We start from the raw sequence: 25,991 nt of genomic DNA on the forward strand, positions 1-25,991 counted from the left end.
ATATGGCTCTTGAATCATCTGTCGATGGGTTAGCGGTGGGGACTTCTTTCTATCACCTCAAGGGGGGAAGTTTGCCTGCTGATGCGCCAAGCTACGTAGAACGGCAGGCTGATAGAGAGCTATATAAGCGTCTCAAAACAGGGGAATGCTGTTATATATTTAACTCGCGGCAGATGGGTAAATCTAGCTTGCGAGTCCACGTAATTCAGGAGCTACAGCAGGATGGGGTTTTTTGTGTCACTATCGATCCACAAACGATTGGTACGCAAATAGAGCAATCCCAGTGGTATGGCAGTATTATCTATAGCCTTGTGCAAAGTTTTGGTTTAGAAGATCGCTTCGATTTAGAAACTTGGTTGGAAGAACGAGAACGAGTTAAACTTTCACCTGTGCGCTGCTTAAATGATTTTATTTCTCAGGTTTTATTAACAGAAATTTCTCAGCCTATTGTCATCTTTGTCGAAGAAATTGATAGGCTGCGAAGCCTTAATTTTGAAGTTGATGATTTTTTCCTACTAATTCGTTCCTTCTATGAAAATCGCGCCCACGATTCAAAATTCAAGCGGCTATCTTTCGCCTTGATTGGCGTTACTACACCAAGAGATCTGATTAGCGCACACAATCATTCTGTCTTTAATATTGGCGTGGCGATCGAGATGAGCGGTTTTCGCTTAGAAGAGGTAAAAGATTTACACATTGGCTTAGTCGGAAAAGTTAACAAGCCCCAATTTGTTTTGGCTGAAGTTCTGAAATGGACAGGCGGACAACCTTTTTTAACGCAAAAATTGCTCGGTTTAGTGCTTCAAGCAGCAGAAGCAAAGAATCCAGATTTATCTGAAGCAGATATTGCAGCAGGGATCGAACAAATTGTTCAAAACGGTATTATTAATAATTGGGAAGATCAGGATGTACCGGAGCACCTCAAAACCTTACAAGATCGTGTATTTCACAGCGACGAACGGCTGCGGGGACGGTTGCTGGGGATGTACCAACAGATTTTAGCTAGTGGCAGCATTGAGGCTGATGAGAGTTACGAGCAACTGCAATTGCGGCTGACGGGTTTGGTGGTGCAGAGAGAAGGCAAGCTACAGGTTTACAATCCGATTTATGCAGCAGTCTTTAACCAGCAGTGGGTAGTTCGCGCCTTGGCAGATTTGCGCCCTCGTTTTTATGCGGAGGCGTTTCGGGCTTGGCAGGAGGCGCAAGAGAAGCAGAAAGAGTCGTTTTTGTTGCGGGGGCAAGCACTTGAGGATGCGGCAGCTTGGGCTAAGGGAAAGCGGCTGAGTACAGAAGATGATCATTTTTTGGATGCTAGTCAGGAACTAGAAAAACAGGACATTCAAAAAAAGTTAGCAGCGGAAGCACAAGCCAATGAGATTTTGACAGCGGCACGAAAACAGGCAGAAGCGGAATTGGAAAAGAAGAATCAGAAATTGGCAGAAATCCAGGAGGCACAACAACAGGCAGAAGAGGAATTGGAAAGGATGAATCAGGCATTAGTGAAAAACAAAGCGGAATCCGCCAAAATTATCAAAAAAGCGAATCGGCGCAATAGGTTTAGTTTGTTAGGAGCCGTAGGAGCCATTGCGATTGCCTCTGTTGCTGTACCAATTTCCCTCATGGCAGTAAACCGTCTCAAAATAGTGCAGCAGAATCTCACAACAGCCCAAGAGGAAACAGCACGGTTAGAGAAGGACAAATCACAACTCGTTAAGGATAAGAGCGAACTAGAGATCAGTTTTCAAAAAACGCTGGAAAAGGAAAAAAATGCCAAAGCAAAGGCAAAAGAAGCTCATAACAGAGCCAGGGAAGCCAATCAAAAATTTAATGAAGCCCAGGCAAAATTGACAACAGCCAATCAAAAAGTGCAACAAGCAGAAGCTGATTTAAAAATTTCTCAAGAAAACTTGAGAGATACAAGACAAGATAGACAAAAAGCTCTTAAACAGTTAAACTTAGCCAAAGAAAATTTAGACAAAGCCAAATATGAGCAAACCCAGGTAGAAAATCGGTTAAAGTTAGCTCAAGATGGATTAAAACAGGCTTTAGTCGCCCAAAGACAAGCCCAAGAAGTAACGAAACTAGAAAGAGATGTGTTGACTTCAGTGCAACAGTTTGAAGCTGGCAAAGAAATAAGTGCTTTACTGTTAGCCATGAATACTGGACAAAAATTGAATACATTAGTGCAAGAGAATACTTCTTTGAGAGATTATCCGACAGTTAGTCCTATCTCAGCCCTCCAGATGATCCTTAACAGGATTTACCAACAAAATCAATTTATGATTGAAAGTGATATCAAACAACTTAATCAAGTAATTTTCAGTCCAGACGCAAAGCAACTGGCTACGGCAGGAGATGACGGCATAATCCGCCTTTTTGATTTGTTCGGAAAGCCATTGTATACATCAGAGAAACGTCCAACTGGAATCAATAGTCTCAGTTTTAGTCTTGATGGAAAGTATATTGCTAGTGGTGACAAGAATGGTCAACTGTGCCTCTGGGAATTGTCTCAAGACAAATTAGTCCTGAGAGAATGTCAAGAAGCGCATCAAGGTTGGATCAATAGTGTTAATTTTAATCAAGAATATCTGGCTACAGGAGGCAAAGATGGAATCGTTCGCCTCTGGAATTTGAAGAGCGAGAAAATTCGAGAATGGTCAACCAATCAAAGTGAAGTTGAGACTGTCCATTTTAGTCCAGATGGCAAGCATATTGCTACTGGAGGAAATGACGGCAAAATAAGCTTCTGGAAATTATCAGGAGAGAAAATTCGAGAATGGAAAGGACATGAAGGTCGAGTTAGAAGTATTGATATTACCGTTCAAGAAGGCCAACAATATTTGGTTAGTGTCGGCAATGATGGCATGATTCGTCTTTGGAACTTATCAGAAGAGAAGATTCCTGATAATGAATGGCGAGCACATAAAAGTCAGATTAAGAGCGTCAGTTTTAGTCCTGACGGCAAAATTCTAGCGACTGTAGGACAAGATGGCATCCTAAAGTTATGGGATCGTTTAGGACGACAGTTAGCTCAATTAAAGGCAGACATGACAGGCAGCAATAGTGTTAGCTTCAATCCCACTCCAGAAGCGCAACGCCTAGCCTCAGTTGGAAATGATGGTACAATCCGTCTCTGGAATCTATCAAGGGAACTGATTGTTGAATTTAAATCTGGTGACTTAGACGAAATCAGTAGTGTCAGGTTTGATTCAGAAGGAAGGTATATAGTTACAAAGGAAAAGAATGGCACAATCCGTCTAGGCAACTTATCTAATTATCAGTTGCAACCTTTTGTCGAGCAACAAAGTAGAGCAGCATTTCGTTCCCAAAAACAAGGTTTAGTAACTTTTGGGACAGATGGACAAGTTCGGTTATGGGATTTATCTCGAAACTTAACCAGTGCACCAATAGCTCATCGTGATGCGATGAGTCTAAATTTCACTCCCAACGGAGAATATCTAATAATTCTTACATTAAATAATCTATTTCAAGTTTGGGACTTAGAAGAGAAAACATTAATTACAGAATTGCCAGGATACCCACCTCAAGATATTGCCAGTATCGATTCCGATTCGGAAGGACTTACAATAGCAGTAGCAAGAAAAGATGGAAACATTGAAATTCTAAGTCTTTCAGGTCAAAAATTAGCTCAGTGGGATAGCCATCAAGGAGAAATTACCAGCATCAGTTTTGATTCTAAGGGAGAACGCTTGGCGACGGCGGGAAAAGATGGGAGCATCCGACTTTGGAGTCGTTCTGGTCAGGAATTAGGCCAATTAGAAGGCCATCAGGGTCAAGTTAACAGCCTTAGTTTTAGTCCAAATGGACAGCGACTGGCAACGGCCGGAGAAGATGGCAGGGTCAGACTTTGGGTGGTGCCGTCAGGTCAGCAACTCGCTCAACTTGATGTTTTACAAGGTTTTGATAATGCTGAAATTGAAAGTGTCAATTTTAGTCCTAATGGAAAGCTGCTAGCAGTTGCCTTTAATGTCCAAGAAAAAGCCCTACCACCTGAAGGGAAAGTATTAGTGTGGCATACTGAGGAATTGAGGGATTTATTAGCCCGTGGCTGTCACTGGCTCTCATACTACTTAGTCCGCTATCCTGATAGTCAAAACCTCTGTCCGAAGGAAGCTCAACTTAAAGGTTGGTAATAATTCAAACCCTATATCCTGGTTTATTGTAGATTTTAATCTTTCGTCAAAATTTAAATTGAAAACAAAGGAGTTAGTAAAAATGGCAATTTTTTGGAGAAAACTACTTATACCTAATCAAAAATATACCTGGTCTTTACTCTTAGGAATTATGGTTTTCCTCACCTCAGCGGATACATACCGCCAAGGGATTTCCCAAGATATTCCTAATCCAGAAGAAGCCTCTCAGAAGGCAGAAAAATTTAGTCCCGAACAGCTAACCTCTGTCGAAATTGATGAAAAACTACGAGATCGTTTACGCTTTGATCCGAGATGGCAGCCAATCTTACTGGCTGTCCGAGACGATATCGATACTCTTAAATGGACTAAGACAAAAGTAGACAATCTAAAAAATCCTATCTGGAAGCGTTACGGCGCAAAAGTCTATCCCCTATTAGACTACTACACTCGCTTTGGAGATCCCCTACGTCAAAAGTATGGTCTTGCTGGCATTCGTAGTTTAGGTAAACCTTATACTACTCTCTGGCTGAGTAAGCAGTTACAACTCAACCGAATTATTTTAGCCGGAAGTTATCAAACGTGGAACTTTTCTGAAAAAGAATTGGCTTTTCTTGACTTTTTTCCAAGTAAAGAACTCTTAGAAAAGGAGTTTGGGCTAAATGAGCCAAAGATACGCCAGAAACTGATCAAAATAGCCAAAGAAAATTTGCAGCCTAAAACATATATTTACTACTATGAGCAGCTAAATCATAATTTTCTTATTGAATTTTTAGGATATAATTACAACCAAACATCGGCTGATTCATCATTTGATCCTAATTCTGAACCGGCCCTAAAAAAATGGGATCAATATGAAAGACTAACAGCTTTGGGTAACAACCAAATTCAAGAGATACTGAGTTATTACCGGAACTTGTCAAAGAACAGTCAGGAAGCTCTTCTAGCTTCCCGTTTGGGAGAGATTAAAGCCGGCGAAATTCATCAAGCGGGTAAAACTTTATTGCAAAATCTTGCCAATGACCAGACTTCCCCCTATCGACTTTGGTCTATTGCTGAGTTAGATAGGCATGGCGACCCTCAAGGTTCGGCACTTCTTGAAAAAATCCTTAATGGAGAGCTTAAGGAACTTTATAGTTTGACTACCTTCGCCGGACATAGTTTTTTCATCCCTACAGAATTTCGCCCTCGTTTTGCTAACGATTTACCTGGCGCTCATGCCTATCTTTTATTGGTAGCAATGGCTCATAAATATCCTCAATCGAAGTTCATCAAAGGCTGCCGTGAATATGGAGATTTAACAGGATCATCCTACTTTGGTGGAGAGCCTCGCAGTAAGGAAATCCAGAAGCGTAACGCTTCCAAAACCCCCGCCGAAAAAGTTCAAGGTTGGCAACAATGGCTTAGTCTCTATGGAGATCATCCAGGTGCTGATGATGCAACCTACCATCTTGCTAAAAGCTTACAGGAACAAAATGATAGCTTAGGAGCAATGCGCCAATGGCTGAAATTGATGACGCAACACCCTGGAGATTGGGATGTGTCTGACTATGCTTGGCCTTATGTACGAACTCTTTTGGATGTTGGATTGTCTATCGAACAGCTTGAAATTATTCTCGAAGAAAACCGTAATAAAGCTATTACTCCTCTACTTAAATATGCTTTAGCAGTTCGACAGGCACGGCTACACAACTACGCTCAGGCTTTACAGCTGTCTAATGGATTGGATTTAACAAAAATGTCTACCGAAGTTTTGGGAAGCTATTACGAACCTGCTCGCCAATACTACCTCAGAGGTGATTTAGCTCAACTTCAGACACAAATGCAGGCCATGTTGACAGAACAACGCCAACGGTGGCAACGATTACGTAATTGGCAACAAGAAAATACACCAGAATCTCGCTATCGTATAGCCTCCAATTGGTCTAATTTCGGAGGTTGGAAGAATGGGTATCTTCCCTTCTGGGGTCAAAACCGCATTAACCACCTGCCGATCTTAGACTACGGTTGGTGTAGTGAATATTGGGCTTGCGATTTGTATCAACGAGACGGGGATACAGTGAGATCTTTATACCAAAACGCTAGTCAAAACGCAGTAGCACTGTCTTTCTATGAAAAGATTCTTGCCGATCCTCAAACACAACCTAAAATACGGGAAAAAACCCTTTACATGATTGCTTCTACTTTACTAACGCAGTGGGAGTGGCATCCCCCAGAAGAAACTCTAGCTATTCATCCTCTACCCGGGGTTTCAGGTGAGCCATCGGCTCAAAAAATTTGGCAAGCTGTTAACCTTCGTGAAGTTCAAAAACAAGCTTATCAAAGCGATCCACCAGATTACGACTTGCTCCGCAAAGCCACAAAACAATGGGAGGAAGCTCAAGCACAAGCTCTCAAAGCCATCCCCCTAGACTATCAAGAGCGGATCGACCAAATCATTGCTCAACTAAAAAAGGAGTTTCCTCAAAGTTCCTACATTGATGACCTGCTATTTTCCAGTTACTTTCTGAGTCGAAAGCCTAGTTATCTTCAGGAAATTGTTAAAGAATATCCTAACGGAGATCGTGCTACCGATGCAGCTAAATTTTTGAAACAATAGATTTGAGAACCGGATTTAGTATTATTAGTTCACTGTTTACAGTTTTGGTAAAAATTACTATAATTGAATTGGAAGACTAAAAATACTACCCATGTTAACTTTCAATCCCAGTTTAACCCCATCACTCCAAGAGAGTAGCTTACTGACAGACTTGTATCAGTTAACTATGGCTGCTTGTTATGCAGGGGAAGGTATTGCCGAAAAAAAAGCCAGTTTTGAGCTATTTGTGCGCAGTTTACCCGATAATTTTGGCTATCTGATCGCAATGGGACTGGCCCAAGGTTTACAGTATCTAGAAAATTTACGTTTTACAGCAGAACAGATCGATTATTTGCAAAGTACAGGCATTTTTGACCATGTAACCCCTGAGTTTTGGTCATTGTTGCAAAACCAAGGTTTTACGGGAGATGTTTGGGCTGTTCCCGAGGGAACCGCTATCTTTGCCAATGAACCGTTATTGCGAGTTGAGGCTCCTTTATGGCAAGGGCAAATAGTCGAAACCTACCTTTTAAATACCCTGAACTATCAAACTTTAATCGCCACCAGAGCAGCGAGAATGCGCGATATAGCAGGAGAAAAGGCAATTTTGTTGGAATTTGGCACAAGACGTGCTTTTAGCCCTCAAGGGGCAATTTGGGCGGCTAGGGCAGCTTTAGCAGCCGGTTTTGATGCAACTTCTAATGTTTTGGCCGCCAAGGAACTGAAGCAGCAACCCAGTGGTACTATGGCCCACGCTTTGGTGATGGCTATTAAAGGCTTATCTGGCAGCGAAGATGAGGCGTTTATGGCTTTTAATCGTCACTTTCCAGGTGCAACTTTATTAATCGATACCTATGATACCGTAACTGCAGCGCAACGGTTAGCTGAAAATAGGGAAATAGAGGTTAAAGGGGTTCGTTTGGACTCTGGAGACTTGGGAACCTTGTCCCAAAAAGTGCGATCGCTACTACCAAAGGTGAATATTTTTGCCAGTGGGGATATTGATGAATGGGAGTTGCAACGGTTGCGAGCAGAAAACGCTAGTATTGATGGGTATGGGGTGGGAACTCGTTTGGTGACGGGACAACCGGTTAATGGGGTCTATAAATTAGTAGAAATAGACAACATTCCCACCATGAAACAATCTAGCCATAAAATGACTTATCCGGGGAGAAAACAGATATTTCGTCGCTATAATAACGGCATAATAAACAGCGATCTTTTGACCTTAGCTGAGGAGGTTATGGAATTAGGAGAAACACCCTTATTACAGTTAGTCATGAAAGAAGGTAAATTATTACAAGAAAATGAATCTTTAGACACTATTCGTCAACGGGTTCAAACCTCTCTTAAAAGTTTACCGAAGGACACTCATAAGATAACGAAACCTAGTCCTATTCAAGCTAATATTTCTCAACAGTTAGAAACTTTACGTCAGTCTTTAATTGTTTAACTTTAGGATAAAATTGTATGACAAGAATTGCTCTCTTTGGAACCAGTGCCGATCCCCCAACTGCGGGACATCAATCGATTATTCAATGGTTATCCAATCATTTTGATTATGTAGGAATTTGGGCTGCTGATAACCCTTATAAGGATCATCAAACTTCTTTGGATCATCGTCTGGCGATGTTGAAGCTATTAATTGATAATATTGATTCTCGGAGAGATAATATTTATCTTTCTAAAAGTTTAAGTAATCGTCGCAGTTTAATTAGTGTTAGCAAAGCTAAGGAAATATGGGGAGAAGATGCAGAATATTTTTTAGTTATTGGTTCTGATTTAGTTAAACAAATTCGTCAATGGTATCGGATTGATGAATTATTGCGAGAAGTTTCCCTTTTAATTGTTCCTCGTCCTGGTTATGCTATCAATGAATCTGATTTAAAAGCGTTAGAAGATATAGGAGGAAAATATAAAATTGCTGAGTTAAATGCACCGGCAGTTTCTTCTACTGCTTACCGACAACATGGTAACGAAAATGTCTTAATTCAATCGGTTCAAGATTATATTCATCAGGAAAAATTATACGCATGAATTCAAGCAATAATAAGTTAAGTTTAGAGGATTTTAAAGTAGGAGTTGATAATGTAATTTTTTCTATCGATTCTTCAAAAAATAGACTCTTAGTTTTATTGGTTAAACGCTCAGATAAACCTTATATTAATCAATGGTGTTTACCAGGGACTTTAGTGAGAAAAGGAGAATCTTTAGAAGCAGCAGCTTATCGTATTTTATCGGAAAAAATAGAGACTAATAATTTATATTTAGAACAACTCTATACATTCGGAGGACCGGAACGAGATCCCAGAGAATCACCTGATAGTTATGGGGTTCGTTATTTATCTGTTAGTTATTTTGCTTTAGTGCGTTTTGAGGAAGCAAAATTAATAACAAAGCAGCATAAAACTACTTGGTATATGATAGAAAAAGTTCCTCAATTAGCTTTTGATCATAATCTTATTTTAGACTATGGTTATCAACGACTCAAAAGCAAATTAGAATACAGTCCTGTTGCTTTTGATGTGTTACCAGAGGTGTTTACTTTGAATGATTTATATCAATTTTATACCACTGTTTTAGGAGAAAATTTTGCCGATTATTCTAATTTCAGAACCCGTTTGCTTAAGTTAGGTTTTCTGATAGATACTGAGAAAAAAGTTTCTAGAGGTGCAGGAAGACCAGCAACTTTATATCGTTTTGATTCTGAAGCATTTGCACCGTTGAAAGATAAACCTTTTGTTTTTATTTAACCCTTAAAATTACCAAAAATCACTACTATTATGAAAATTGCGATCGCTCAACTTAATCCGATTATTGGTGACATCGAAAACAACGCCAAAAATATTTATAATGCGGCACAAATAGCTGTAGAAAAAGAAGCGGAGTTATTATTAACTCCTGAACTTTCTTTATGTGGATATCCTCCCAAAGATTTACTATTGAATGATAGTTTTATAGAAATTTTATGGACAGAGTTAGAAATATTAGCTAGTAAAATCCCTAAAAATATAGCGGTTTTAGTGGGAACAGTTATCGAAAATCCTAATGCTTATCATGAGGGAGAAAAACCCTTATTTAATAGTATTGTTTTAATAGAAAATAAAACTATCAAACAAATTTTTCATAAACGACTTTTACCCACCTATGACGTTTTTGACGAAGATCGATATTTTGAACCAGGAAAAGAAAGTAATTTCTTTCAATTATCTTCTAATATTCCTCATACTAAACCTCTTAAAATTGGTGTGACTGTCTGTGAAGATTTATGGAACGATGAAGAATTTTGGGGAAAAAGAAATTATGAAAATAACCCCATACAAGACTTAGTTAAATATGGGGTTGATTTAGTAGTTAATTTATCTGCCTCTCCTTATAGTATTGGTAAACAAAAAATTAGAGAAGCTATGTTAAAACATAGTGCAGAACGGTATAAAATTCCGATTATTTACACTAACCAAGTAGGAGGAAATGATGACTTGATTTTTGATGGAAATAGTTTTGCTGTTAGCAGAAAAGGTGAAATAAGTTTACGGGCAAAAGGGTATCAAACTGCTATAGAAGTTATCGAATATGAGCAAAATATTCAAGATTTACAAAACAGTTATATTGCTAATTACTTAGAAACAGAAGAAGAAGAAATTTGGTCAACTTTAGTATTAGGATTAAAAGATTATGCTACTAAATGTGGCTTTTCTAAAGCTATTTTAGGGTTAAGTGGTGGTATTGATTCATCCTTAGTTGCAGCTATTGCTGTTGAAGCATTAGGCAAGGAAAATATACTAGGAATATTAATGCCATCCCCCTATAGTTCAAGTCATTCTATTAGTGATGCAGAAGCATTAGTTACTAACTTAGGAATGAAGAGTCATACTTTAGCTATTGGGGATGTTATGAAAGCTTATGATTTACTATTAGAACCCTTATTTAAAAATACAGAATTTGGAGTTGCCGAAGAAAATTTACAATCCAGGATTCGTGGTAATTTATTAATGGCTGTTGCTAATAAATTCGGACATTTATTATTATCAACCGGCAATAAATCAGAAATGGCAGTGGGTTACTGTACCTTATACGGTGATATGAACGGAGGTTTAGCCGTTATTTCAGATGTCCCTAAAACCCGTGTTTTTAGCCTTTGTAAGTGGTTAAACCGACATCAAGAGGTAATACCCCATAATGTCATAGTTAAGCCCCCTAGTGCCGAATTAAAGCCCGATCAACTGGATCAAGATTCCTTGCCACCTTATGATATTTTAGATGCTATTTTAGACAGATTAATTCATCGTCATCAATCTATCAAAGAAATTGCAGCAGCCGGGTTTGATTATGATACAATTTGCAAGATAGTAAAACTGGTGACCCGTGCCGAATTTAAGCGCAAACAAGCCCCTCCAGGTTTAAAAGTAAGCGATCGCGCATTTGGGACCGGTTGGAGAATGCCTATTGCTAGTCGTCGGAAGTTGCATTAATGAGTTTAACAGTTTTAAACCTCTACGGAAGTTCAAATTCTTATTGTAGGGGCATAATATTATTATGTCCATTATGATTATATTAATTACCATAAAAATCTTCATCTAATATCTGTTTTTGAGAAAAAGGACAACTTTTAGGATATTCATTTTCTTCAGGAATACGAACCCCGAACTTAGCAAGTTTACCCTCTTTAAGAGCGATTTTTCTAGCATCAGTGTAAGCTTTTTTAATTGCAGTTTCTAAATAAGATTTAAGAGAAGGTGTATCCCTTAAATTTTTCTGAACTCGTTGACGATGTTCAATAATAGAACGATACCAGCTATCTTTCATAGATGACGGTGCATCATGTTGTACTTCTAGTTTAAGTAAATGAGCTAAGAGAATCATCAAATTACTTTCTAATGCTCTTTTTTCTGATTTTCCCAACTCTGTTAATTCCTCAATTAAGTTATCAATATCTAAAGAGGAAAAGTCACCCTTTTGTAATTGATAGATAGTTGTTTCTATCCACTGCTGAAAGTCTTGTTCGTAAAGTTTTTTAGACATATAATTAATAGTTTAAAATAGTCAAGAAGTTAGTTTATACTCCATAAAAATCTTCTTCTAATATCTGTTCAATTGTAAAAGGACAGTTTTGAGGGAAAGAAGGAAGAGTATATGGTTTTGACCTTTCCACTTTTTTATTAGCCATTTTTAACGCTTTATTGTAATTAATTTCTAATTGATTTAAAAAATAATTATAGTATGTCTTACTTTCTAATAAAGCTAATAAATTATTGCGAAAATTATCGATTTCATTTTCCCAACCATTAAGATATAATTCCCGATGATCAGTCCAATAGCAATAAAATAGTAAATGAGATAATAAACGATAAGTCAAACTATTAATTTCCCTTTTATCACGATTTCCCAAACTTTCAATTTCCTCTACTAAGTTATCCCAGTCTAGTGAATTAATATCTCGGTTTTTAAGGGCGATCGCTTGCTTTTCCAACCATAAAGCAAAATCTGTGTCGTAAAGATTAGTTTTCACTTCCTTTTTTTCTTATGTTTATAACTGATCATAGCATATTACTATTTAATGCAATCTAACTTATTTTTGTGATATGATAAAAATGAATTAATTTATTTTGATAAGTTACTGATGAGACAAGTAATTATTTACCCTGGAGAAGATGATTATTGGGTTGCTCAATGTCCTAGTTTACCTCCTTGTATTAGTCAAGGAAAAACTAAAGAAGAAGCGATCGCTAATATTAGAGAAGCAATAGAATTATATCTTGAAGTTCTCCAAGAAGAAGGCCGTGTTATTCCTGAAGATAAAGTGGAGACATTAACGCTGACTATATGAGTAAACTACCTCAAATTTCAGGGAAAGAATGTATCAAAACATTAAAAAAACTTGGGTTTTACATAAAGCGTTAAAAAGGTAGCCATATTATTCTCTGTAGATATGAACCTTTCACAGAAGTACGTTGTACCTAATCATAAAAATATTGATGAAGGAACTCTAAGAGCTATTATTAGACAGTCAAAATTAGAAGTAGATGAATTTATATAATTATATAAGAATAAATAGGTGATGGCATTTTTAAATATCAGAAACTGCTGTTACTTTAATTTCTAAATCATCTACAATGGGTAAATTATCATCATAATGATTTAAGGTGATATTTTTAATGAGTAAAATAGGTTCTTTAAGCTGTATCATTTATCTATATAATTTTTTATAAGCTTGTTTAATTCCTTTTTCAAAAGCTACATAAATTTTTATCAGGCAACTTCAAGGGTATAATGTAACACAAGTAATTCATGTTCTTTTAAAATTGCCATTGCATATTCTTGTCCTTGGTTATCAGAAAATTCAACTAAATAATGCTTTTCCCCTTCTCTTTCATAAACTTCCACAACCGTTCCTACTTGTCCACTAGGTAAACTTTTAACAGACTCATATTCTGGTTCAACCAAAGTTAATCTTTCTTTAGCAATAGGACGGATAATAGCGACTGTGTCTAAACTTAAAATATTGGTCATAATATTCACCTAATAAATGCAGAAATAAGACGAGGGTTAGATTTATTATAGCCAATTTCCCAAATAGTCCGAAGGATCATTTTTTCTTGATTAGGTATTTTCCAGTCTACCTTAAATTGTTCACCAAAATTTGTTGTTGCTTGTTGTACAACTTCACCTTCAACTGCTGCTACTCGAATCATTTGTAATAATAGTTCAGCATTGTCTTGAGTAATTCCTAAACGGGACTTAAATACTCTAGCTTTATGTTTTCCACTAGAATGTTCTGGGTTTAAACAATAGTTAATTAACTTTTCTCTAGGAATTTCTGCTTTGTCTCCGTTAGGTAATTTCATATTTTTATATAACTGCGATCGCTAATTTTAATAAAATATACTAATTTTATGACGTTTTTCTATGAGGTAATTGTTGTTTAGTTTCACTTTCTAATAATTCTTGAGCAATATTTTGATTAATTTCATTGAGTTCTTTTTGTATCTCTTGCTTTAGTTGTGTTTTTTCAACAACTTTTTCAATAACTTTTAAATATAAGGGTTGTACCTGTTCATCGGTTAGTTTTCCGTCTTCTTTGATTCTGTCAATTGTTCTTAGTAGCATTTCGACCGACTCATCATTAATTTGAGTTTTCTCAGAGAAGATAAAAGAGATAATTAAAGGTAAATAAACTAGAATAATGCCGAAAATTGTATATTGAAAAATAGATAAGGAAGCAAAATCAACAATATTATTATATTGACTCAGTAACGGGTTAAGTAATGTGATAATTGCGTGTAATAAGACTCCCATTAAAATACCTAATGACGTTCTTGCTGGTTCTCTAACAACTATAAAGTTTAGAGATATTCTGATTAGTCTTGTTCCTATATCATTGAAATTTTGCATTATCTTGAATCTAAATATTAGTTGACAATAAGAATACAATCATTAATTTAAATTTTAGGTTGAGGTAAACCATTCTTTAATTCGATCATAATTTCTTCTTCTATTTCTTTTAAGTCTTCCTCATTGAATAATTTTTTAGGACTGTTTCCATCAGTGAAGTCAATATTTTCTGAATTTTCTTCAATAAAATTAATCATTTCTCTTGCTTCAAATTCATTTCCTCCATAAAATCCTTTTTTTATTCTAAAATTGACTAATAAAGTGTTTAAGTAAAGTAAAGAAGCATAAATTAAACCTCCAAGGATAAAGTAAATATTGATTTCAAATTGATTCCATAAAATTCCCAAGACACTGTAGATAGTTATTGCTATTAGTAATATAAGAATAGCATTTATGTTTCGATCCTTTAGGTTATTCTTAAAAATTTGAACAACAGATATTTTTCTACTTTTCTCTTTTACCTTTATACTTACTTGAACAGGTTTATTCAATTCTGTTTTTATTGTATCAGAATATCGAAAATGTAAAATCGTTGTTAATAAAAACTTGATAAACAAAAAAGTAATTTTCAAAGAATAAGAAAAAATTTTCGAGTTGTTAGATTTTGATGTATTAGGTTCAGACATAACTATACTTTATCTATTCAAGGTTGTTTTTTCATCTATTTTTCTCAAAAAGAAAATATCATTTTGATCTTCTCTTTTAAGTAAAAGGGTAACAAGATATTGAATTTGTTGTTTTTCTTCTGAGGAAGCAACTTGATAAGCTTCTGCAATTTCAGAAGGAACTTCAAGGGTAATTGTAGTCATATTTATTACTTAATTATTTGAAATCATTATAGCATGATAAATCAAATACAATAATAATACTCTTAACTTATTCATCATTAATTTAATCTATTTCATCATCATCGGGTAAAGTTTCCATTTCTTCGGCAATTAAGTCTTGAAAACTTTCATCACAATGAACTTGCAAATGAATAGTTGCTGTTAATATTTCAGCTAAAATTTGTGCTTTTTGTTTTTCTGTAATATCAGATAATTGAAGTTGATTGATTAAAACATTAACATTATTGCATTCTTGAGATATTTCTGAAAGCAAATTATTTAAAGTATTGTTGTTAATGGGTAAAATAGTTTCTCCTTGACCATTAGCCCCAGGAACTTCAGGACAAATAGCCCAATATCCTCCTTCCTCTGCTGCTTCAATAATGGCTGTTAATTCTCCTTTCATAATCGTTTTTTAGATAATTTATTTAGTCATAATAACGCAAAGAAAAAAATAAGGTGGGCAATGCCCACCCTACAAAATTAAGTAGTGCGGAACCTGGCTAATTCTTTGCCGGTCTTAGCATCATGAGCATGAACCGTACAAACCAAACAAGAATCAAAAGAACGCGCCACATGACCCACTTCTACGGGGTTGGTGCTATCTTCGATAGGAATACCCACTAACGCCTCTTCAATGGGGCCTCTGGTATCACTACCATCCCTTGGTCCAACATTCCAAGTGGTAGGTGCAATAACTTGATAGTTCTTGATTTTACCCTTTTCTACTTCCACCCAGTGACATAAGGCACCACGACTCGCTTCGGTACCACCCCAACCGCGGCCATCTTTTTCTTCGGGTTTGATGTACCAAGGTTCGTTTAACTTAAACTCACGCAGACATCTTTCAACTTCCCGATAAAGTTTAACTGATTCGTGCATCCGTGCAAACTCACGAAGATGGATGCTAGGACCACCCATTTTCTTGAACATATCCAAGATTAAACCGTCATAGTGTTGCCAACTTTCTCCATGCTTACCACCAGCAACTAACTGACGCGCAAGAGAACCTACTTCCATACGGCCCAAGTCCTTATGAGACACAGCAGTGGCCCAGGAATATTTACCCTCGTAGTCGTTGGTATTGATATGCTTAGGTTGAGTGGTGCGATCGAAAGGATGAACGTCTGCGGTTCCCTCTTCGTACCAAGCATGGCTAGTATTTTCCCGTGCAAAGGTATGATCTACCATATGATGTTGATCGGTGAAGCTATCGTAAACACCACCTTTCATAATAACTGCCGCGTTACGGCCTTCAATGGTGGGTTTTTGATATCTGTCTTCGTGGGGGAGATAACCCCAGGTTAAATAACGGCCAGGACCACCACCATATTGATGTAAACCGATATCTAACCCCATACGCCAATAGAAACCGAGATCGGAGTTCGCATGGTCAGGACTCTCATCTAACCATTCTAAGAAATCTTCGTAGGTTTGGATCTCTTCGTATCTTTCTAAGGAACATCCTAACCACACCGGTTCTAACCAGTTGGTACGGAAATATTCCATAATGCCCCAACCTCTAGTAATATCGGTTAAAGTGGGCGCACACATGACACCACCGGGAACCATATAACTAGAATGGGGCCATTGTCCCCCGAATAAAGCATATAGTTCTACAGGTTTAGCAGAGGTGGTAATAGCGAGTTCATAAGACGTTCCCGTAAACGCGCTAAAACGCTTACAAGCTTCTTCATAAAAAGGACTATTTTTGTACTTTTTATTGGTTAAGTCGATCGCATACAAAGCGTAGAAATGTCTGGGGTGACTTTGAACAGTTTCGACTAATTGTCCTAAATTTCTTGCTAGGATAGCGTTACGAGGCACTTCTGTACCCCAGGCCGTATCCAAGGCCCAAGAAGCGGAAGTTAGGTGAGATGCGCCGCAAATACCGCAAATACGGGGAGTTACAATAAGACCAGCTTGGGGATCTTTTCCTTTTAAAATTACCTCAAAACCGCGAAATAATTCGGCCTTTGTCCAAGCATTAACCACCTGGCCATCTTCAATATCAACCCTAACGTCTAAGTCCCCTTCCACTCTCCCAACTGGGGATATTTCTAGTTTTTGTACTGCCATAATGTTACTCTCAAGAATGGTCAAATATTCAATAAAATAGGGGTAAACGGCCGTTCACCCCTACGGATAGTTAAACAGTGAAAATGTCCTCACTGGCCCACGCAGGACTTGCATCTTTAGAAACAACCGTCATTAACGCATAATCTTTCTTATTGATACCAGAGGGTAACTCTTTGGGAACACCCATAACAGTCTGTGTTTTAAAGACCGTTCCTGGTTTAAGATCATGGAAAGGAAACTCAGGTTCTGTACACCCTAAACAGGGCATACCTGCACGAGTTTTTGAGGATACTCTATTCCATAAGATACGGTTACAGGAGGAGTGAGTCATAGGCCCACGACATCCCATATCATAGAATAGACATCCAGTGCGTTGTCCGAAGTCTTGGGTGGTTGCTTTGTAGGAAAAGTGCATATTCCTGGTGCAACCCGTCTGGGTGAAGCTACGGAAGAAAGTTTGAGGACGGTGGAACTCATCAAGGGTGAGATCCCCAACTCGTCCGGTGGCCACTGCAACTAATATTTGAGAAATCCAGTCAGGGTGTGACGGACAACCGGGTATATTAATAACAGGTAAGCCACCTTGGGACACATAATCAGCCCCCAAGAAACCGCCTTTATCCCGTTTGAGGAACTGTACCCCTTGGGACTCACTCGGGTTGGGTTCCATTGCTGGAATACCCCCGTAAGTTGCGCAGTCTCCTACTGCAACGACGAAACCAGCTACTTTGGATAACTCAATTAACCAGTCTTTCATGGGACGACCGGCAAAACGGTTCCATTCTCCGGTTCCGTTGGGGGCATTGACTACGCTTCCCTCATAGACTAATATATCTACAGGGACTTTGCCATTGACACAATCGTTTAATAATTGTTGTACTTCATCACCTAATTGCAAACCAAGGGATGGATGCCATAAGACATTGATCCCAAAGTCGGTGATTAAGTCTACGACGGTGGGTTCTTCTGCATTGAGAAATGATATAGTATTCCCAGAACAGGCACCACCTTGCAGCCATAAAACATTAGCCATAGACTCTCTTCGGATGGGTTTTCAGTTAATTATGCTACGATTTCCCTTGATCCTTATCAGTATTTAAGCTTTATTTAACGGTTATTTAATCAATGTTTGTATACTGTATATATTCTTATTATTTGTTGATATTTTGTTCTGTTTTATGATGAAATTATAACATAAACTTAGCAATAATGTACCAAAATTTACAGCTTTTTGCCTGTGTAGGGTGAGCAATGGTCGAAGGTTATTTTGATTTTGCATACTTTTTCGACTTGCCCAACTTATGGCTTATTAATGATAAATTATGATTAAAAGTCTTTTCTGTTATGCTAGGGAAAAATTAAGAATAATTATCTAAATAGCTAGGGAAGGTGGGCAATGATTTAAGGTTATTTTTTATTATATAAACTTGCTTGATTTGCCCACCCTACACTACACTATCAGTAAAAAAATATGCTTAAAAGTCCTTTAAGATATCCTGGTGGAAAATCACGCGCTATTAAAAAAATACAAGAACAATTTCCTAAAAATTTTAATTTCTCTGAGTATAGAGAACCTTTTGTGGGTGGTGGTTCAATATTTATTTATATTAAACAAATCTATCCTAATATTGATATTTGGATCAATGATTTAAACCCAGAATTATACTTATTTTGGAAAATTGCCCAATCTGAATTAAAAGCATTAGTTACGGAACTTAGACAGATTAAAAAGAATAGGACAGATGGACGAAAATTATTTAAAGAGTTACGTGAAATTGATATTGATAAAATATCTGATTTTGAGAGAGGAGTACGTTTTTTTGTGTTGAATAGAATTACATTTTCAGGAACCATTGAATCAGGAGGATATTCAGAAAAATCTTTTCATACTAGATTTACAGAATCATCTATTGAACGCTTAGAAAATTTGGGTTATATTCTCCCAGGAATTCGTATTACAAACTTAGATTATAGAGAAGTTGTTAACCAAAAAGGAGAAAATACATTTATATTTTTAGATCCCCCATATTTAACCGCAACTAAATCTAGATTATACGGAAAAGATGGCGATTTGCATACATCATTTAATCATCAAGACTTTGCCCAAACAATGAAACAATGTCAGCATAAATGGTTAATTACCTATGATGACTCTGAAGAGATTAGAAACTATTTTCAAGACTTTAATATTATTCCTTGGCAGTTACAATATGGGATGAATAACTATAAACAAGGAAAAGCAGAAAAAGGACAAGAAATATTTATTAGAAACTATGATATAAAAGAGCAATTAGAAAATAATAATAATACGAAAACTGAACAATTATCTTTAAAATTGAATATTTGATCATCAAAAACGAGACAATAATAATAAGATAAACCAAAGTAAGTCATCATCATCTGTTTCAGTTGTTATTACTATGTAAATTAAATAAGATATTAAATATTGTCAATAATTACTTTAATTTTTATGGTTATAGATACAAGTATTTTAGCTTTACCTAAAGTATCCTTAGAAAACAGAGAAAACTTACCGCAAGTTTCTGGTATTTATTACGTTATTGACCAGAATCATATAATTTGGTATATTGGTCAAGCAAAGGATTTTCAAGCTCGTTGGAAAAGTAAATCTCATCATAGATTATTTCAACTTAAGTCACAGAAAAAAACAAAATTTGAAATTTATTATCAAGTTCTGGAATCTTCCAAGCTAAATGAAATTGAACAACAAGAAATATCTAAATATCATCCTCGTTTAAATCAAAGTAAAGTTAAACATAAAAATGTTAGACCATCAGAAACCCTATTAAGAGAAACTTTAATTAAGTTATCTGGGTATATTGTAGTATTAGGAATTGAACCTCCTAGAGAACTAGACTCTAATTTAATTCAACAGTGTAAATATTATAATGAAAGTTGGTGGGTTCAAAAGAAAGTTTTAAAGTCTAATGTAATCCATCTTGGTCTGAATGCGACTAAAATAAGTCAATTTGCCAATGAAGAAATTGAGACTTTTAGTTGTTTAATTGATAACCCATTTAAAAGCAGGAAAAACTATTCTAATAAATGGCAACAACCTCCTGGTACTAAGAAAAATCCACATATTGCCGTTGGACAATGTGCTAGAATTCTTATTAATGGTTTTGTTATTGAGGTATCTTTAATTTACGGACTGGAAGACTTATTAATAGATAAAAAAGAAACTTATTTAGCATCTGAAAATATTTTTAGTCTTAGTCAACAATCATTAAATAAATTAAAAAATGGATGGTTTAAAGCTTTAGCAAGTATTTATCCAATAAAAGAAGAAATAAAAGAAAATAAAAAGAATTATCCTAGTAATTTAGTCCTTTCAAGATTACAACCTTATACAGAAGATCCTATCCCTCTTGTTTTTAAAGAAAAGTTAGATAAGTCTATATTAAAAAACCATATTCAGAAAATAAAAGATGATTATAAATTAGGAAAAAGAGGTATAGGTAGTCGTTCAAAAAAAACACAAGAATATGAATTAACACAAGTAAATCAGAAAAAAGAATTAGATAAACAAAATCATACATTTCCTCTTTTTGCTATCAGTAGTTGGTCTTCTAGATTACTTAAATATGTAGATCGTTTGCCTTTATATTCAGGAATTTATATTGTTGAAATTGTTGCCAATAGTCAACACTTTGTATTTTATGTTGGTCAAGCCAAAAATCTACGTTCTAGTTGGATAGGAGATAAACATCATCTTCATTCACAATTAGATAGATGCAAAGAAACACTATTTTACATGGTTTATTATCACGAATTTTCTGAAGAAAAATTAAATGAGAAACAACGATATTATATAGAGTTACTTGATCCCATACTAAATATCTAAACCTATTCTTATCCTGTCCATTTAATCAAGATATTCAAGAGTAGATAAATGTCCCCCCAAGTCCTTTTTATTATATTAAAATATGAAAATTTGTAATAAGTTTGTTATTTTTTGTTTAAACAATCTAAAAAACTGTATAACAAAGCCAAAAAATAGCTAGAATAAAGACAAGATTTAAAATTGAGTGAAAAAAATTATGCCTAGAGTTAATCCCCATACATTACAAATGCACATATCTAGAATGTTTGACCAGGGACAATCATTTTTTTGCGCTATAAAAGTACAAGATTGGTTAAAAGATCAAAAGGAAGATCCCAACGCCTACGAAATTTCATTTCATACACAACCAGTACCACCTAATTCTAATCTAAAAACAAACATCAGAATTGAATTAAAACGCAAAGATGGACAACAAGTTGATCCTTGGTTACAAGAAGAAGTTAACCGTAGTAGTTAAAATTTATTGGAAGCAAATTATACTTGTCGTAATCTTTAAAAAAAATCGGTACAATATATAAACATCTTAATGAACCATTGCAAAAATACTATCTCCAACTATCCCAATAACCTAACAGTGATCGACAAAACCAGCGACCAATCAATCCAAAACCTAGCTCTAACTATAGCCCAAGCAGCCGAAGATCGCAAAGGAAGTGACATTACTGTACTCAAAGTTACAGAAGTTTCCTTTTTAACCGATTATTTTGTCATTATTACCGGATTTTCTCGAACCCAAGTCAAAGCTATTGCAGAAGCCATCGAAGAAAAAGTTTATCAAACCCATCAACAAGTTCCCAGACAAACCGAAGGAAAACAAGACGGAAACTGGATCTTACAAGACTTTGGCGATGTGATCGTTCACATATTTCTACCCGAAGAACGAGAATTTTACAATTTAGAAGCCTTCTGGGGTCATGCAGAAAGGTTAGAATTTTCAACATTAGAAGTTACACAAGCATCATCATCATGAGGGAATCATCCATACAAGTCTGTCCAGTACCCCTAGAACAACAACCAGTTAACGAATACGAGGAGTTAAAAGAATCCTGGTTTTTTCGCTGGGCAACTCTAGACAATCCCCTGTTTATACGCAAAATAGCAGTAATATGGGTTTTAGGTTGGCTGCTAACCAGTCCCATTGCCGCCGCCAGTTTTGCTCCTAGTAAATATGTCTTACCCTTTGTCCTGTTCAGTAACTTAGGTGCAGGATTAATTTTAGCCTTGATTCTACTACAATTATTTTTCGGATGGCATTATGTCAGCGATCGCCTGAAAAAAGAAACCATCTTTTACGAAGAATCAGGATGGTACGATGGACAAACCTGGCCCAAACCCCCAGAAATGTTAACCCGCGATCGCCTCATTGTCTCCTATCAAATTAACCCCATTTTAGGACGCTTAACCCGTACAGGTGGACTATTAGCCCTATTTATGGCAGGGGATAGCGTAGTTTGGCTATGTTTATGATTATCAATTAATTTTTTATATGACCAGCAGAGTAAAACGTCACTTAACACCAAAACTAGAAGTTCACCTACTGCGAGAAGGGATCGTCGAATCAACCCATCACGTTGAGGCCACTGTCTGTGATGATCGAGGCCGAGTCTTATCCGTCGCTGGTAACCCCGAAACCACTGCTTTTGTCCGTTCGGCCCTCAAACCCTTCCAAGCTTTGGGTGTCACCTCCACGGGAACCCTAGAACGCTATGATCTCACTGATAAAGACCTAGCCATTATCTGTAGTTCCCATCAAGGAACCGTTGAACAAGCAAGACAAGTGTTTAACGTCCTCTGGCGCGCCGATATTGATCCTAGTGCCTTACAATGTCCCATTCCTCCGGGGCGCAATAGTCCCCTGGAATATAACTGTTCGGGGAAACACGCCGGAATGTTGGCTGTGTGTCAGCAACGAGGTTGGCCTTTAAGTACCTATTTAAAGCGATCTTCCCCCGTACAAAAGTTGATTTTAGATAAAATTGGCGAATTATTGGGAATTCCCGGGCCTGAGTTAATCGCGGCCCACGATGACTGTGGCGCGCCCACTTATTCTATGAAACTCTCCCAAATGGCGCATTTATACGCTCAGCTATCCTCTGGGAACCGTCTTGATCTCGAACGAATTTTGCGATCTATGACCTATTATCCCACCATGGTAGCCGGAGTCGGTTCTTTTGATACGGAGTTGATGCGTTTAACAGAAGGTGAATTGATCAGTAAAGCAGGGGCAGAAGGAATTCAATGTATTGGCCGTGTGGGAGAAGGTATGGGACTAGCTATTAAGGTGGTTGATGGCTCAAAACGGGCTAAATCGGCTGTAGCTATCCATATTTTAAGACAAATGGGTTGGATCAGTCCTAGTGTAGCGGAAACCCTCTCCGAAACTTTTCTGATTTTGAGCGATTATAAACGCTTAGACGTGGTGGGAGAGTTAGTTATGTCTTATTGATGGTTGTCTAGGAAATATTAATTAGGGAATTAATTAAGGGTGAACTTAAAGGTTAATTGTTATTTCTTGATTGTCATTGCCAGGGATGTGAATTACTACTTAGGTATTTTAGTCATGAGGTTTTTCTGTTACCCTTTGCCCTTTCCCTGTTTCCTTTAACCAAAATCTATGTGTCCTAACCATTTTTTGTAGTGTTATAGGATGAATCTTTATTCGATTTTTCTCTCTTCAACATATTAAGGATTATCAAGAAAGTGTTAATAAAGATTTTATAAAGGATAAGCTTATAAAAGAGCATTCGGAGGAAATGGTTATGAGATGGCCAATAAGAAGAGTCGAGCAGTCAAATAATAATGATATGTCTCAAGCAGAGAAAATTAAGAGAAAACTAGGTAAGTATCAAAGAAATTATAGTGTACTTGCTCTAGGTTGGGTTTCGGTTTATCGTAGTTTAGTCATTGCTATAGCAATACTTAGTGCGAGTGCAGCCGTTGTGGTAAATTTGGAGTGTTTAGAAAATGGCATCCGTATATCTGACACAAATGAAACTATTAGTCGCAACGATATAGTTTCTGTATTAGCTGCATCATCAACCCTTTTAACCACTGTGTTAGGTGCCTTGGGATTAGAAGAAAACTGGCGGGCTAATCGACAAGCAAGAGATAGAGTAAAACAATTAGAACTGGAGTTATTAAAAGGAAATCCTAATTATGACTTAATTGTTTCTAAGTTACAAGTAACAATTGATGATCGTGTATCTGATTCTTTTAATGATGAAAGTCAACCTAATAATGGTCAAATATCGGATATTGATGACTTATCTGAACAATCTATAATAGTAATAGCGCATCATTAAGTAGTGAAAATCGAATTGAGTTGATAGTATTTCTTTATCACTACAATGAAGAAATACTATATTTTTCAATGCTATATATCTGACTGAAGGAAGAAATTCTATTTTTTAAATTTTCCTTTAATTCGAGACAGTAATAGATCAACTTCTGGTAATTTTAATTGAATGGATAAGACCAGAAAAATAGTAAACGCAGTAACCACAGATAATAGTAATTGTAACAATTGTAAGGCTAAATTATTGCCAGTATAAAACTGTTCCCAACCCCAACTAACACCGTAACTACCAACACCAGCTAAAAAACTAATTCCTGTTAAAGCTAATAACTCCTTACCCCATTCTTGTAAAGGTAAACCCCCTAAACGTTTATTGAGAATGCCTAAGAAAATAATCAAAGAAACTACATTAACCCCAATAGTTGCAAATACTAAACCAGGAGTTTGAAACGGTTTATATAACAAAAAATCTAAAAAACCATTGAGAAAAATATTAAAAATACTAACCCTAAACGGCGTTTCTCCATCACCTAAAGCATAAAAAACCCTAACTAAAACATCCCTAGCCAAATAGAAAAACATTCCAATTCCATAAGCCATTAAAACAGGAACAACCAGATCAACATCAGCCGATTTAAAAGCACCTCTTTGATAAACAACCCGAATGATAACAGGGGCTAACGCCATAAAAATAGCCGTTAACGGTAACATACTTAAAGCCGTTAAGAATAACCCTTGACGAATTCTTACCTTTAATTCCGGCCAATTTTCTGGGGCAGTTAAACGAGAAAAAACCGGCATAAACGGCACTAAAATCATATTAGAAATAATGCCCAAAGGCGTTAAATAAATGAAAGTTGCATAACGCATAGCCGCCGCCGCATTCTCGATAAACGAAGCAAAAAAGAGGTCAGTAGAAACATTAATCTGTAACATTCCCGATGATAGGGTAGCTGGGCCCATCACCTTCATTACATCCATAACCCCAGGAATACGCCAATTAAAGCGCAACCGTAGTTTGCCCATTCCTGCTTGCCATTGGGCCCATAGTTGCGCTAACCATTGTAAAACCCCTCCTGCAAGGGTTGCTCCGGCTAAAACCATGCCCGCTAAATACCAATTTTCGGGGTTATTCAGATTAGTTCCTAACTGCCACATTAAGGTCACAACACCAATAACAATGGCTACACTAGAAAATAAAGGGCTAATACTGGGTAAGAGATATTGATCAGCAGCATTGAGAGTTCCGAAACCGATACCAACCAGTCCCGCTAACAAAGCCAAAGGGGCCATTATTTGTAACTGCTGAACAGCGATCGCTTTAACCTCACCTTCCAACCCTGGTGCCAAGATAGAGATAAACGTATCTGAAAAGACGATTAAAACAACCGTAACCGCCAATAAAACTACACTTACTAAGGTAGTTACCGTTTCCACTAACGGAGCAGCTTCCGACTTGTCTCGTTTCGCTAAAACACTAATTAAAGCACTATGAAACGGTCCATTGATACCCCCCAGTAAAATCAATAAAAAACCAGGGATAACGTAAGCGTAGGCGTAAGCATTAATTACTGGGCCAACCCCAAAAGCTGCTGCGATCGCTTGTTCACGGACTAAGCCAAATATTTTACTAACCAGGGTAGCTACAGCCACAAGGCCAGCAATACTTACTAAAGAACGGGATTTTTTTTTGTTAAGAGACACGACACTCCCCACGACAAATTTTCAATTATTATTAAAGATTCCGTGACTTGATACTGCTACTTGACACTCCCTCCGTTAAGCTGACGCTGTAACGGGGGAT

At 36.8% G+C, this 25,991-nt stretch carries 25 protein-coding genes and 1 pseudogene; 15 read left to right on the top strand and 11 right to left on the bottom strand.

Annotated features, from left to right (window positions below):
• The first annotated feature begins 2 nt into the window (after window positions 1-2).
• The 6 genes from QNJ66_RS02200 to QNJ66_RS02225 all read left to right on the top strand — a co-directional run bounded on the left by QNJ66_RS02200 (window position 3) and on the right by QNJ66_RS02225 (window position 11,201).
• Window positions 3-4,154 (top strand): AAA-like domain-containing protein, encoded by a 4,152-nt coding sequence (locus QNJ66_RS02200; RefSeq protein WP_300502618.1) that lies wholly within the window; start codon window positions 3-5, stop codon window positions 4,152-4,154.
• Between the two features lie 82 nt (window positions 4,155-4,236).
• On the top strand, window positions 4,237-6,750 hold the full coding sequence (locus tag QNJ66_RS02205) for a hypothetical protein (RefSeq protein ID WP_300502620.1): 2,514 nt from the start codon (window positions 4,237-4,239) through the stop codon (window positions 6,748-6,750).
• A gap of 91 nt (window positions 6,751-6,841) precedes the next feature.
• Window positions 6,842-8,182, top strand: coding sequence for a nicotinate phosphoribosyltransferase (locus tag QNJ66_RS02210; RefSeq protein WP_300502622.1), 1,341 nt, complete (start codon window positions 6,842-6,844; stop codon window positions 8,180-8,182).
• Between the two features lie 17 nt (window positions 8,183-8,199).
• On the top strand, window positions 8,200-8,766 hold the full coding sequence (locus QNJ66_RS02215) for a nicotinate-nucleotide adenylyltransferase (protein ID WP_300502624.1): 567 nt from the start codon (window positions 8,200-8,202) through the stop codon (window positions 8,764-8,766).
• Window positions 8,763-9,482: an NUDIX domain-containing protein gene (locus tag QNJ66_RS02220; protein ID WP_300502626.1), complete on the top strand. Its 720-nt coding sequence runs from the start codon at window positions 8,763-8,765 to the stop codon at window positions 9,480-9,482. The genes QNJ66_RS02215 and QNJ66_RS02220 overlap by 4 nt, the downstream gene beginning before the upstream one ends.
• A gap of 30 nt (window positions 9,483-9,512) precedes the next feature.
• Window positions 9,513-11,201, top strand: coding sequence for an NAD+ synthase (locus QNJ66_RS02225; RefSeq protein WP_300502628.1), 1,689 nt, complete (start codon window positions 9,513-9,515; stop codon window positions 11,199-11,201).
• 82 nt (window positions 11,202-11,283) lie between these two features.
• On the opposite strand, the gene QNJ66_RS02230 is transcribed toward QNJ66_RS02225, so the two are convergent.
• Together QNJ66_RS02230 and QNJ66_RS02235 are read right to left on the bottom strand one after the other, a co-directional pair.
• A complete protein-coding gene (locus QNJ66_RS02230; RefSeq protein WP_300502630.1) occupies window positions 11,284-11,751 on the bottom strand; it encodes a DUF29 domain-containing protein in 468 nt (155 codons plus the stop codon).
• A 34-nt stretch (window positions 11,752-11,785) separates the two neighbouring features.
• A complete protein-coding gene (locus tag QNJ66_RS02235; RefSeq protein ID WP_300502632.1) occupies window positions 11,786-12,238 on the bottom strand; it encodes a DUF29 domain-containing protein in 453 nt (150 codons plus the stop codon).
• A gap of 111 nt (window positions 12,239-12,349) precedes the next feature.
• Between QNJ66_RS02235 and QNJ66_RS02240 the strand changes: the two genes are divergently transcribed.
• Window positions 12,350-12,556: a type II toxin-antitoxin system HicB family antitoxin gene (locus tag QNJ66_RS02240; protein WP_300502634.1), complete on the top strand. Its 207-nt coding sequence runs from the start codon at window positions 12,350-12,352 to the stop codon at window positions 12,554-12,556.
• Window positions 12,553-12,766 (top strand): annotated as a pseudogene (locus QNJ66_RS02245) (type II toxin-antitoxin system HicA family toxin). Before QNJ66_RS02240 ends, QNJ66_RS02245 begins: the two are co-directional and overlap by 4 nt.
• 212 nt (window positions 12,767-12,978) lie before the next feature.
• On the opposite strand, the gene QNJ66_RS02250 reads toward QNJ66_RS02245, so the two are convergent.
• From QNJ66_RS02250 to QNJ66_RS02285, 8 genes are all read right to left on the bottom strand, one after another.
• Entirely contained in the window at window positions 12,979-13,239 is a 261-nt protein-coding gene (locus QNJ66_RS02250; RefSeq protein ID WP_300502636.1) for a DUF4926 domain-containing protein, read from the bottom strand.
• Between the two features lie 5 nt (window positions 13,240-13,244).
• Window positions 13,245-13,574, bottom strand: coding sequence for a DUF6883 domain-containing protein (locus tag QNJ66_RS02255; RefSeq protein WP_300502638.1), 330 nt, complete (start codon window positions 13,572-13,574; stop codon window positions 13,245-13,247).
• A 46-nt stretch (window positions 13,575-13,620) separates the two neighbouring features.
• Window positions 13,621-14,121 carry a hypothetical protein gene (locus QNJ66_RS02260; RefSeq protein WP_300502640.1) on the bottom strand — a complete coding sequence of 167 codons (501 nt, stop codon included), beginning with the start codon at window positions 14,119-14,121 and terminating at the stop codon, window positions 13,621-13,623.
• A 47-nt stretch (window positions 14,122-14,168) separates the two neighbouring features.
• Window positions 14,169-14,747, bottom strand: a complete 579-nt coding sequence (locus QNJ66_RS02265) for a hypothetical protein (RefSeq protein ID WP_300502642.1) — start codon at window positions 14,745-14,747, stop codon at window positions 14,169-14,171.
• Window positions 14,748-14,756: 9 nt separating this feature from the next.
• Window positions 14,757-14,930 (bottom strand): hypothetical protein, encoded by a 174-nt coding sequence (locus tag QNJ66_RS02270; protein ID WP_300502644.1) that lies wholly within the window; start codon window positions 14,928-14,930, stop codon window positions 14,757-14,759.
• An 82-nt stretch (window positions 14,931-15,012) separates the two neighbouring features.
• On the bottom strand, window positions 15,013-15,354 hold the full coding sequence (locus tag QNJ66_RS02275; protein WP_300502645.1) for a type II toxin-antitoxin system HicB family antitoxin: 342 nt from the start codon (window positions 15,352-15,354) through the stop codon (window positions 15,013-15,015).
• Between the two features lie 77 nt (window positions 15,355-15,431).
• Window positions 15,432-17,027: a nickel-dependent hydrogenase large subunit gene (locus tag QNJ66_RS02280; RefSeq protein ID WP_300502646.1), complete on the bottom strand. Its 1,596-nt coding sequence runs from the start codon at window positions 17,025-17,027 to the stop codon at window positions 15,432-15,434.
• A gap of 70 nt (window positions 17,028-17,097) precedes the next feature.
• Window positions 17,098-18,060 carry a hydrogenase small subunit gene (locus QNJ66_RS02285; RefSeq protein WP_300502647.1) on the bottom strand — a complete coding sequence of 321 codons (963 nt, stop codon included), beginning with the start codon at window positions 18,058-18,060 and terminating at the stop codon, window positions 17,098-17,100.
• Between the two features lie 438 nt (window positions 18,061-18,498).
• Between QNJ66_RS02285 and QNJ66_RS02290 the strand changes: the two genes are divergently transcribed.
• The 7 genes from QNJ66_RS02290 to QNJ66_RS02320 all read left to right on the top strand — a co-directional run bounded on the left by QNJ66_RS02290 (window position 18,499) and on the right by QNJ66_RS02320 (window position 24,194).
• Complete coding sequence (locus tag QNJ66_RS02290; protein WP_300502648.1) at window positions 18,499-19,374, top strand: DNA adenine methylase; 876 nt, start codon at window positions 18,499-18,501, stop codon at window positions 19,372-19,374.
• Between the two features lie 123 nt (window positions 19,375-19,497).
• Window positions 19,498-20,892 carry a GIY-YIG nuclease family protein gene (locus QNJ66_RS02295; protein WP_300502650.1) on the top strand — a complete coding sequence of 465 codons (1,395 nt, stop codon included), beginning with the start codon at window positions 19,498-19,500 and terminating at the stop codon, window positions 20,890-20,892.
• A gap of 196 nt (window positions 20,893-21,088) precedes the next feature.
• Window positions 21,089-21,349 (top strand): hypothetical protein, encoded by a 261-nt coding sequence (locus tag QNJ66_RS02300; RefSeq protein WP_300502652.1) that lies wholly within the window; start codon window positions 21,089-21,091, stop codon window positions 21,347-21,349.
• Window positions 21,350-21,418: 69 nt separating this feature from the next.
• Entirely contained in the window at window positions 21,419-21,862 is a 444-nt protein-coding gene (rsfS, locus tag QNJ66_RS02305; protein ID WP_300502654.1) for a ribosome silencing factor, read from the top strand.
• On the top strand, window positions 21,859-22,359 hold the full coding sequence (locus QNJ66_RS02310; RefSeq protein ID WP_300502656.1) for a CGLD27 family protein: 501 nt from the start codon (window positions 21,859-21,861) through the stop codon (window positions 22,357-22,359). The genes rsfS and QNJ66_RS02310 overlap by 4 nt, the downstream gene beginning before the upstream one ends.
• A 19-nt stretch (window positions 22,360-22,378) precedes the next feature.
• Window positions 22,379-23,338: an asparaginase gene (locus tag QNJ66_RS02315; RefSeq protein WP_300502658.1), complete on the top strand. Its 960-nt coding sequence runs from the start codon at window positions 22,379-22,381 to the stop codon at window positions 23,336-23,338.
• Between the two features lie 313 nt (window positions 23,339-23,651).
• Complete coding sequence (locus QNJ66_RS02320) at window positions 23,652-24,194, top strand: hypothetical protein (RefSeq protein ID WP_300502660.1); 543 nt, start codon at window positions 23,652-23,654, stop codon at window positions 24,192-24,194.
• 98 nt (window positions 24,195-24,292) lie between these two features.
• On the opposite strand, the gene murJ is transcribed toward QNJ66_RS02320, so the two are convergent.
• Entirely contained in the window at window positions 24,293-25,891 is a 1,599-nt protein-coding gene (murJ, locus tag QNJ66_RS02325) for a murein biosynthesis integral membrane protein MurJ (RefSeq protein WP_300502662.1), read from the bottom strand.
• Window positions 25,892-25,991 lie beyond the last annotated feature (100 nt).

Source organism: Crocosphaera sp. (assembly GCF_030064895.1).
In the GTDB taxonomy this organism is placed as follows: domain Bacteria; phylum Cyanobacteriota; class Cyanobacteriia; order Cyanobacteriales; family Microcystaceae; genus Crocosphaera.

What these genes read in the sequence shown, in the direction of transcription:
- QNJ66_RS02240 (WP_300502634.1), top strand. Translation starts at nt 12,350, where the DNA reads ATGAGACAAGTAATTATTTACCCTGGAGAAGATGATTATTGGGTTGCT.
- QNJ66_RS02275 (WP_300502645.1), bottom strand. Translation starts at nt 15,354, where the DNA reads ATGAAAGGAGAATTAACAGCCATTATTGAAGCAGCAGAGGAAGGAGGA.
- QNJ66_RS02200 (WP_300502618.1), top strand. Translation starts at nt 3, where the DNA reads ATGGCTCTTGAATCATCTGTCGATGGGTTAGCGGTGGGGACTTCTTTC.
- QNJ66_RS02265 (WP_300502642.1), bottom strand. Translation starts at nt 14,747, where the DNA reads ATGTCTGAACCTAATACATCAAAATCTAACAACTCGAAAATTTTTTCT.
- QNJ66_RS02260 (WP_300502640.1), bottom strand. Translation starts at nt 14,121, where the DNA reads ATGCAAAATTTCAATGATATAGGAACAAGACTAATCAGAATATCTCTA.
- QNJ66_RS02315 (WP_300502658.1), top strand. Translation starts at nt 22,379, where the DNA reads ATGACCAGCAGAGTAAAACGTCACTTAACACCAAAACTAGAAGTTCAC.
- rsfS (WP_300502654.1), top strand. Translation starts at nt 21,419, where the DNA reads ATGAACCATTGCAAAAATACTATCTCCAACTATCCCAATAACCTAACA.
- QNJ66_RS02280 (WP_300502646.1), bottom strand. Translation starts at nt 17,027, where the DNA reads ATGGCAGTACAAAAACTAGAAATATCCCCAGTTGGGAGAGTGGAAGGG.
- QNJ66_RS02230 (WP_300502630.1), bottom strand. Translation starts at nt 11,751, where the DNA reads ATGTCTAAAAAACTTTACGAACAAGACTTTCAGCAGTGGATAGAAACA.
- QNJ66_RS02290 (WP_300502648.1), top strand. Translation starts at nt 18,499, where the DNA reads ATGCTTAAAAGTCCTTTAAGATATCCTGGTGGAAAATCACGCGCTATT.
- QNJ66_RS02225 (WP_300502628.1), top strand. Translation starts at nt 9,513, where the DNA reads ATGAAAATTGCGATCGCTCAACTTAATCCGATTATTGGTGACATCGAA.
- QNJ66_RS02295 (WP_300502650.1), top strand. Translation starts at nt 19,498, where the DNA reads ATGGTTATAGATACAAGTATTTTAGCTTTACCTAAAGTATCCTTAGAA.
- QNJ66_RS02215 (WP_300502624.1), top strand. Translation starts at nt 8,200, where the DNA reads ATGACAAGAATTGCTCTCTTTGGAACCAGTGCCGATCCCCCAACTGCG.
- QNJ66_RS02205 (WP_300502620.1), top strand. Translation starts at nt 4,237, where the DNA reads ATGGCAATTTTTTGGAGAAAACTACTTATACCTAATCAAAAATATACC.
- QNJ66_RS02310 (WP_300502656.1), top strand. Translation starts at nt 21,859, where the DNA reads ATGAGGGAATCATCCATACAAGTCTGTCCAGTACCCCTAGAACAACAA.
- QNJ66_RS02220 (WP_300502626.1), top strand. Translation starts at nt 8,763, where the DNA reads ATGAATTCAAGCAATAATAAGTTAAGTTTAGAGGATTTTAAAGTAGGA.
- QNJ66_RS02285 (WP_300502647.1), bottom strand. Translation starts at nt 18,060, where the DNA reads ATGGCTAATGTTTTATGGCTGCAAGGTGGTGCCTGTTCTGGGAATACT.
- QNJ66_RS02320 (WP_300502660.1), top strand. Translation starts at nt 23,652, where the DNA reads ATGAGATGGCCAATAAGAAGAGTCGAGCAGTCAAATAATAATGATATG.
- QNJ66_RS02300 (WP_300502652.1), top strand. Translation starts at nt 21,089, where the DNA reads ATGCCTAGAGTTAATCCCCATACATTACAAATGCACATATCTAGAATG.
- QNJ66_RS02255 (WP_300502638.1), bottom strand. Translation starts at nt 13,574, where the DNA reads ATGAAATTACCTAACGGAGACAAAGCAGAAATTCCTAGAGAAAAGTTA.
- QNJ66_RS02210 (WP_300502622.1), top strand. Translation starts at nt 6,842, where the DNA reads ATGTTAACTTTCAATCCCAGTTTAACCCCATCACTCCAAGAGAGTAGC.
- QNJ66_RS02270 (WP_300502644.1), bottom strand. Translation starts at nt 14,930, where the DNA reads ATGACTACAATTACCCTTGAAGTTCCTTCTGAAATTGCAGAAGCTTAT.
- QNJ66_RS02250 (WP_300502636.1), bottom strand. Translation starts at nt 13,239, where the DNA reads ATGACCAATATTTTAAGTTTAGACACAGTCGCTATTATCCGTCCTATT.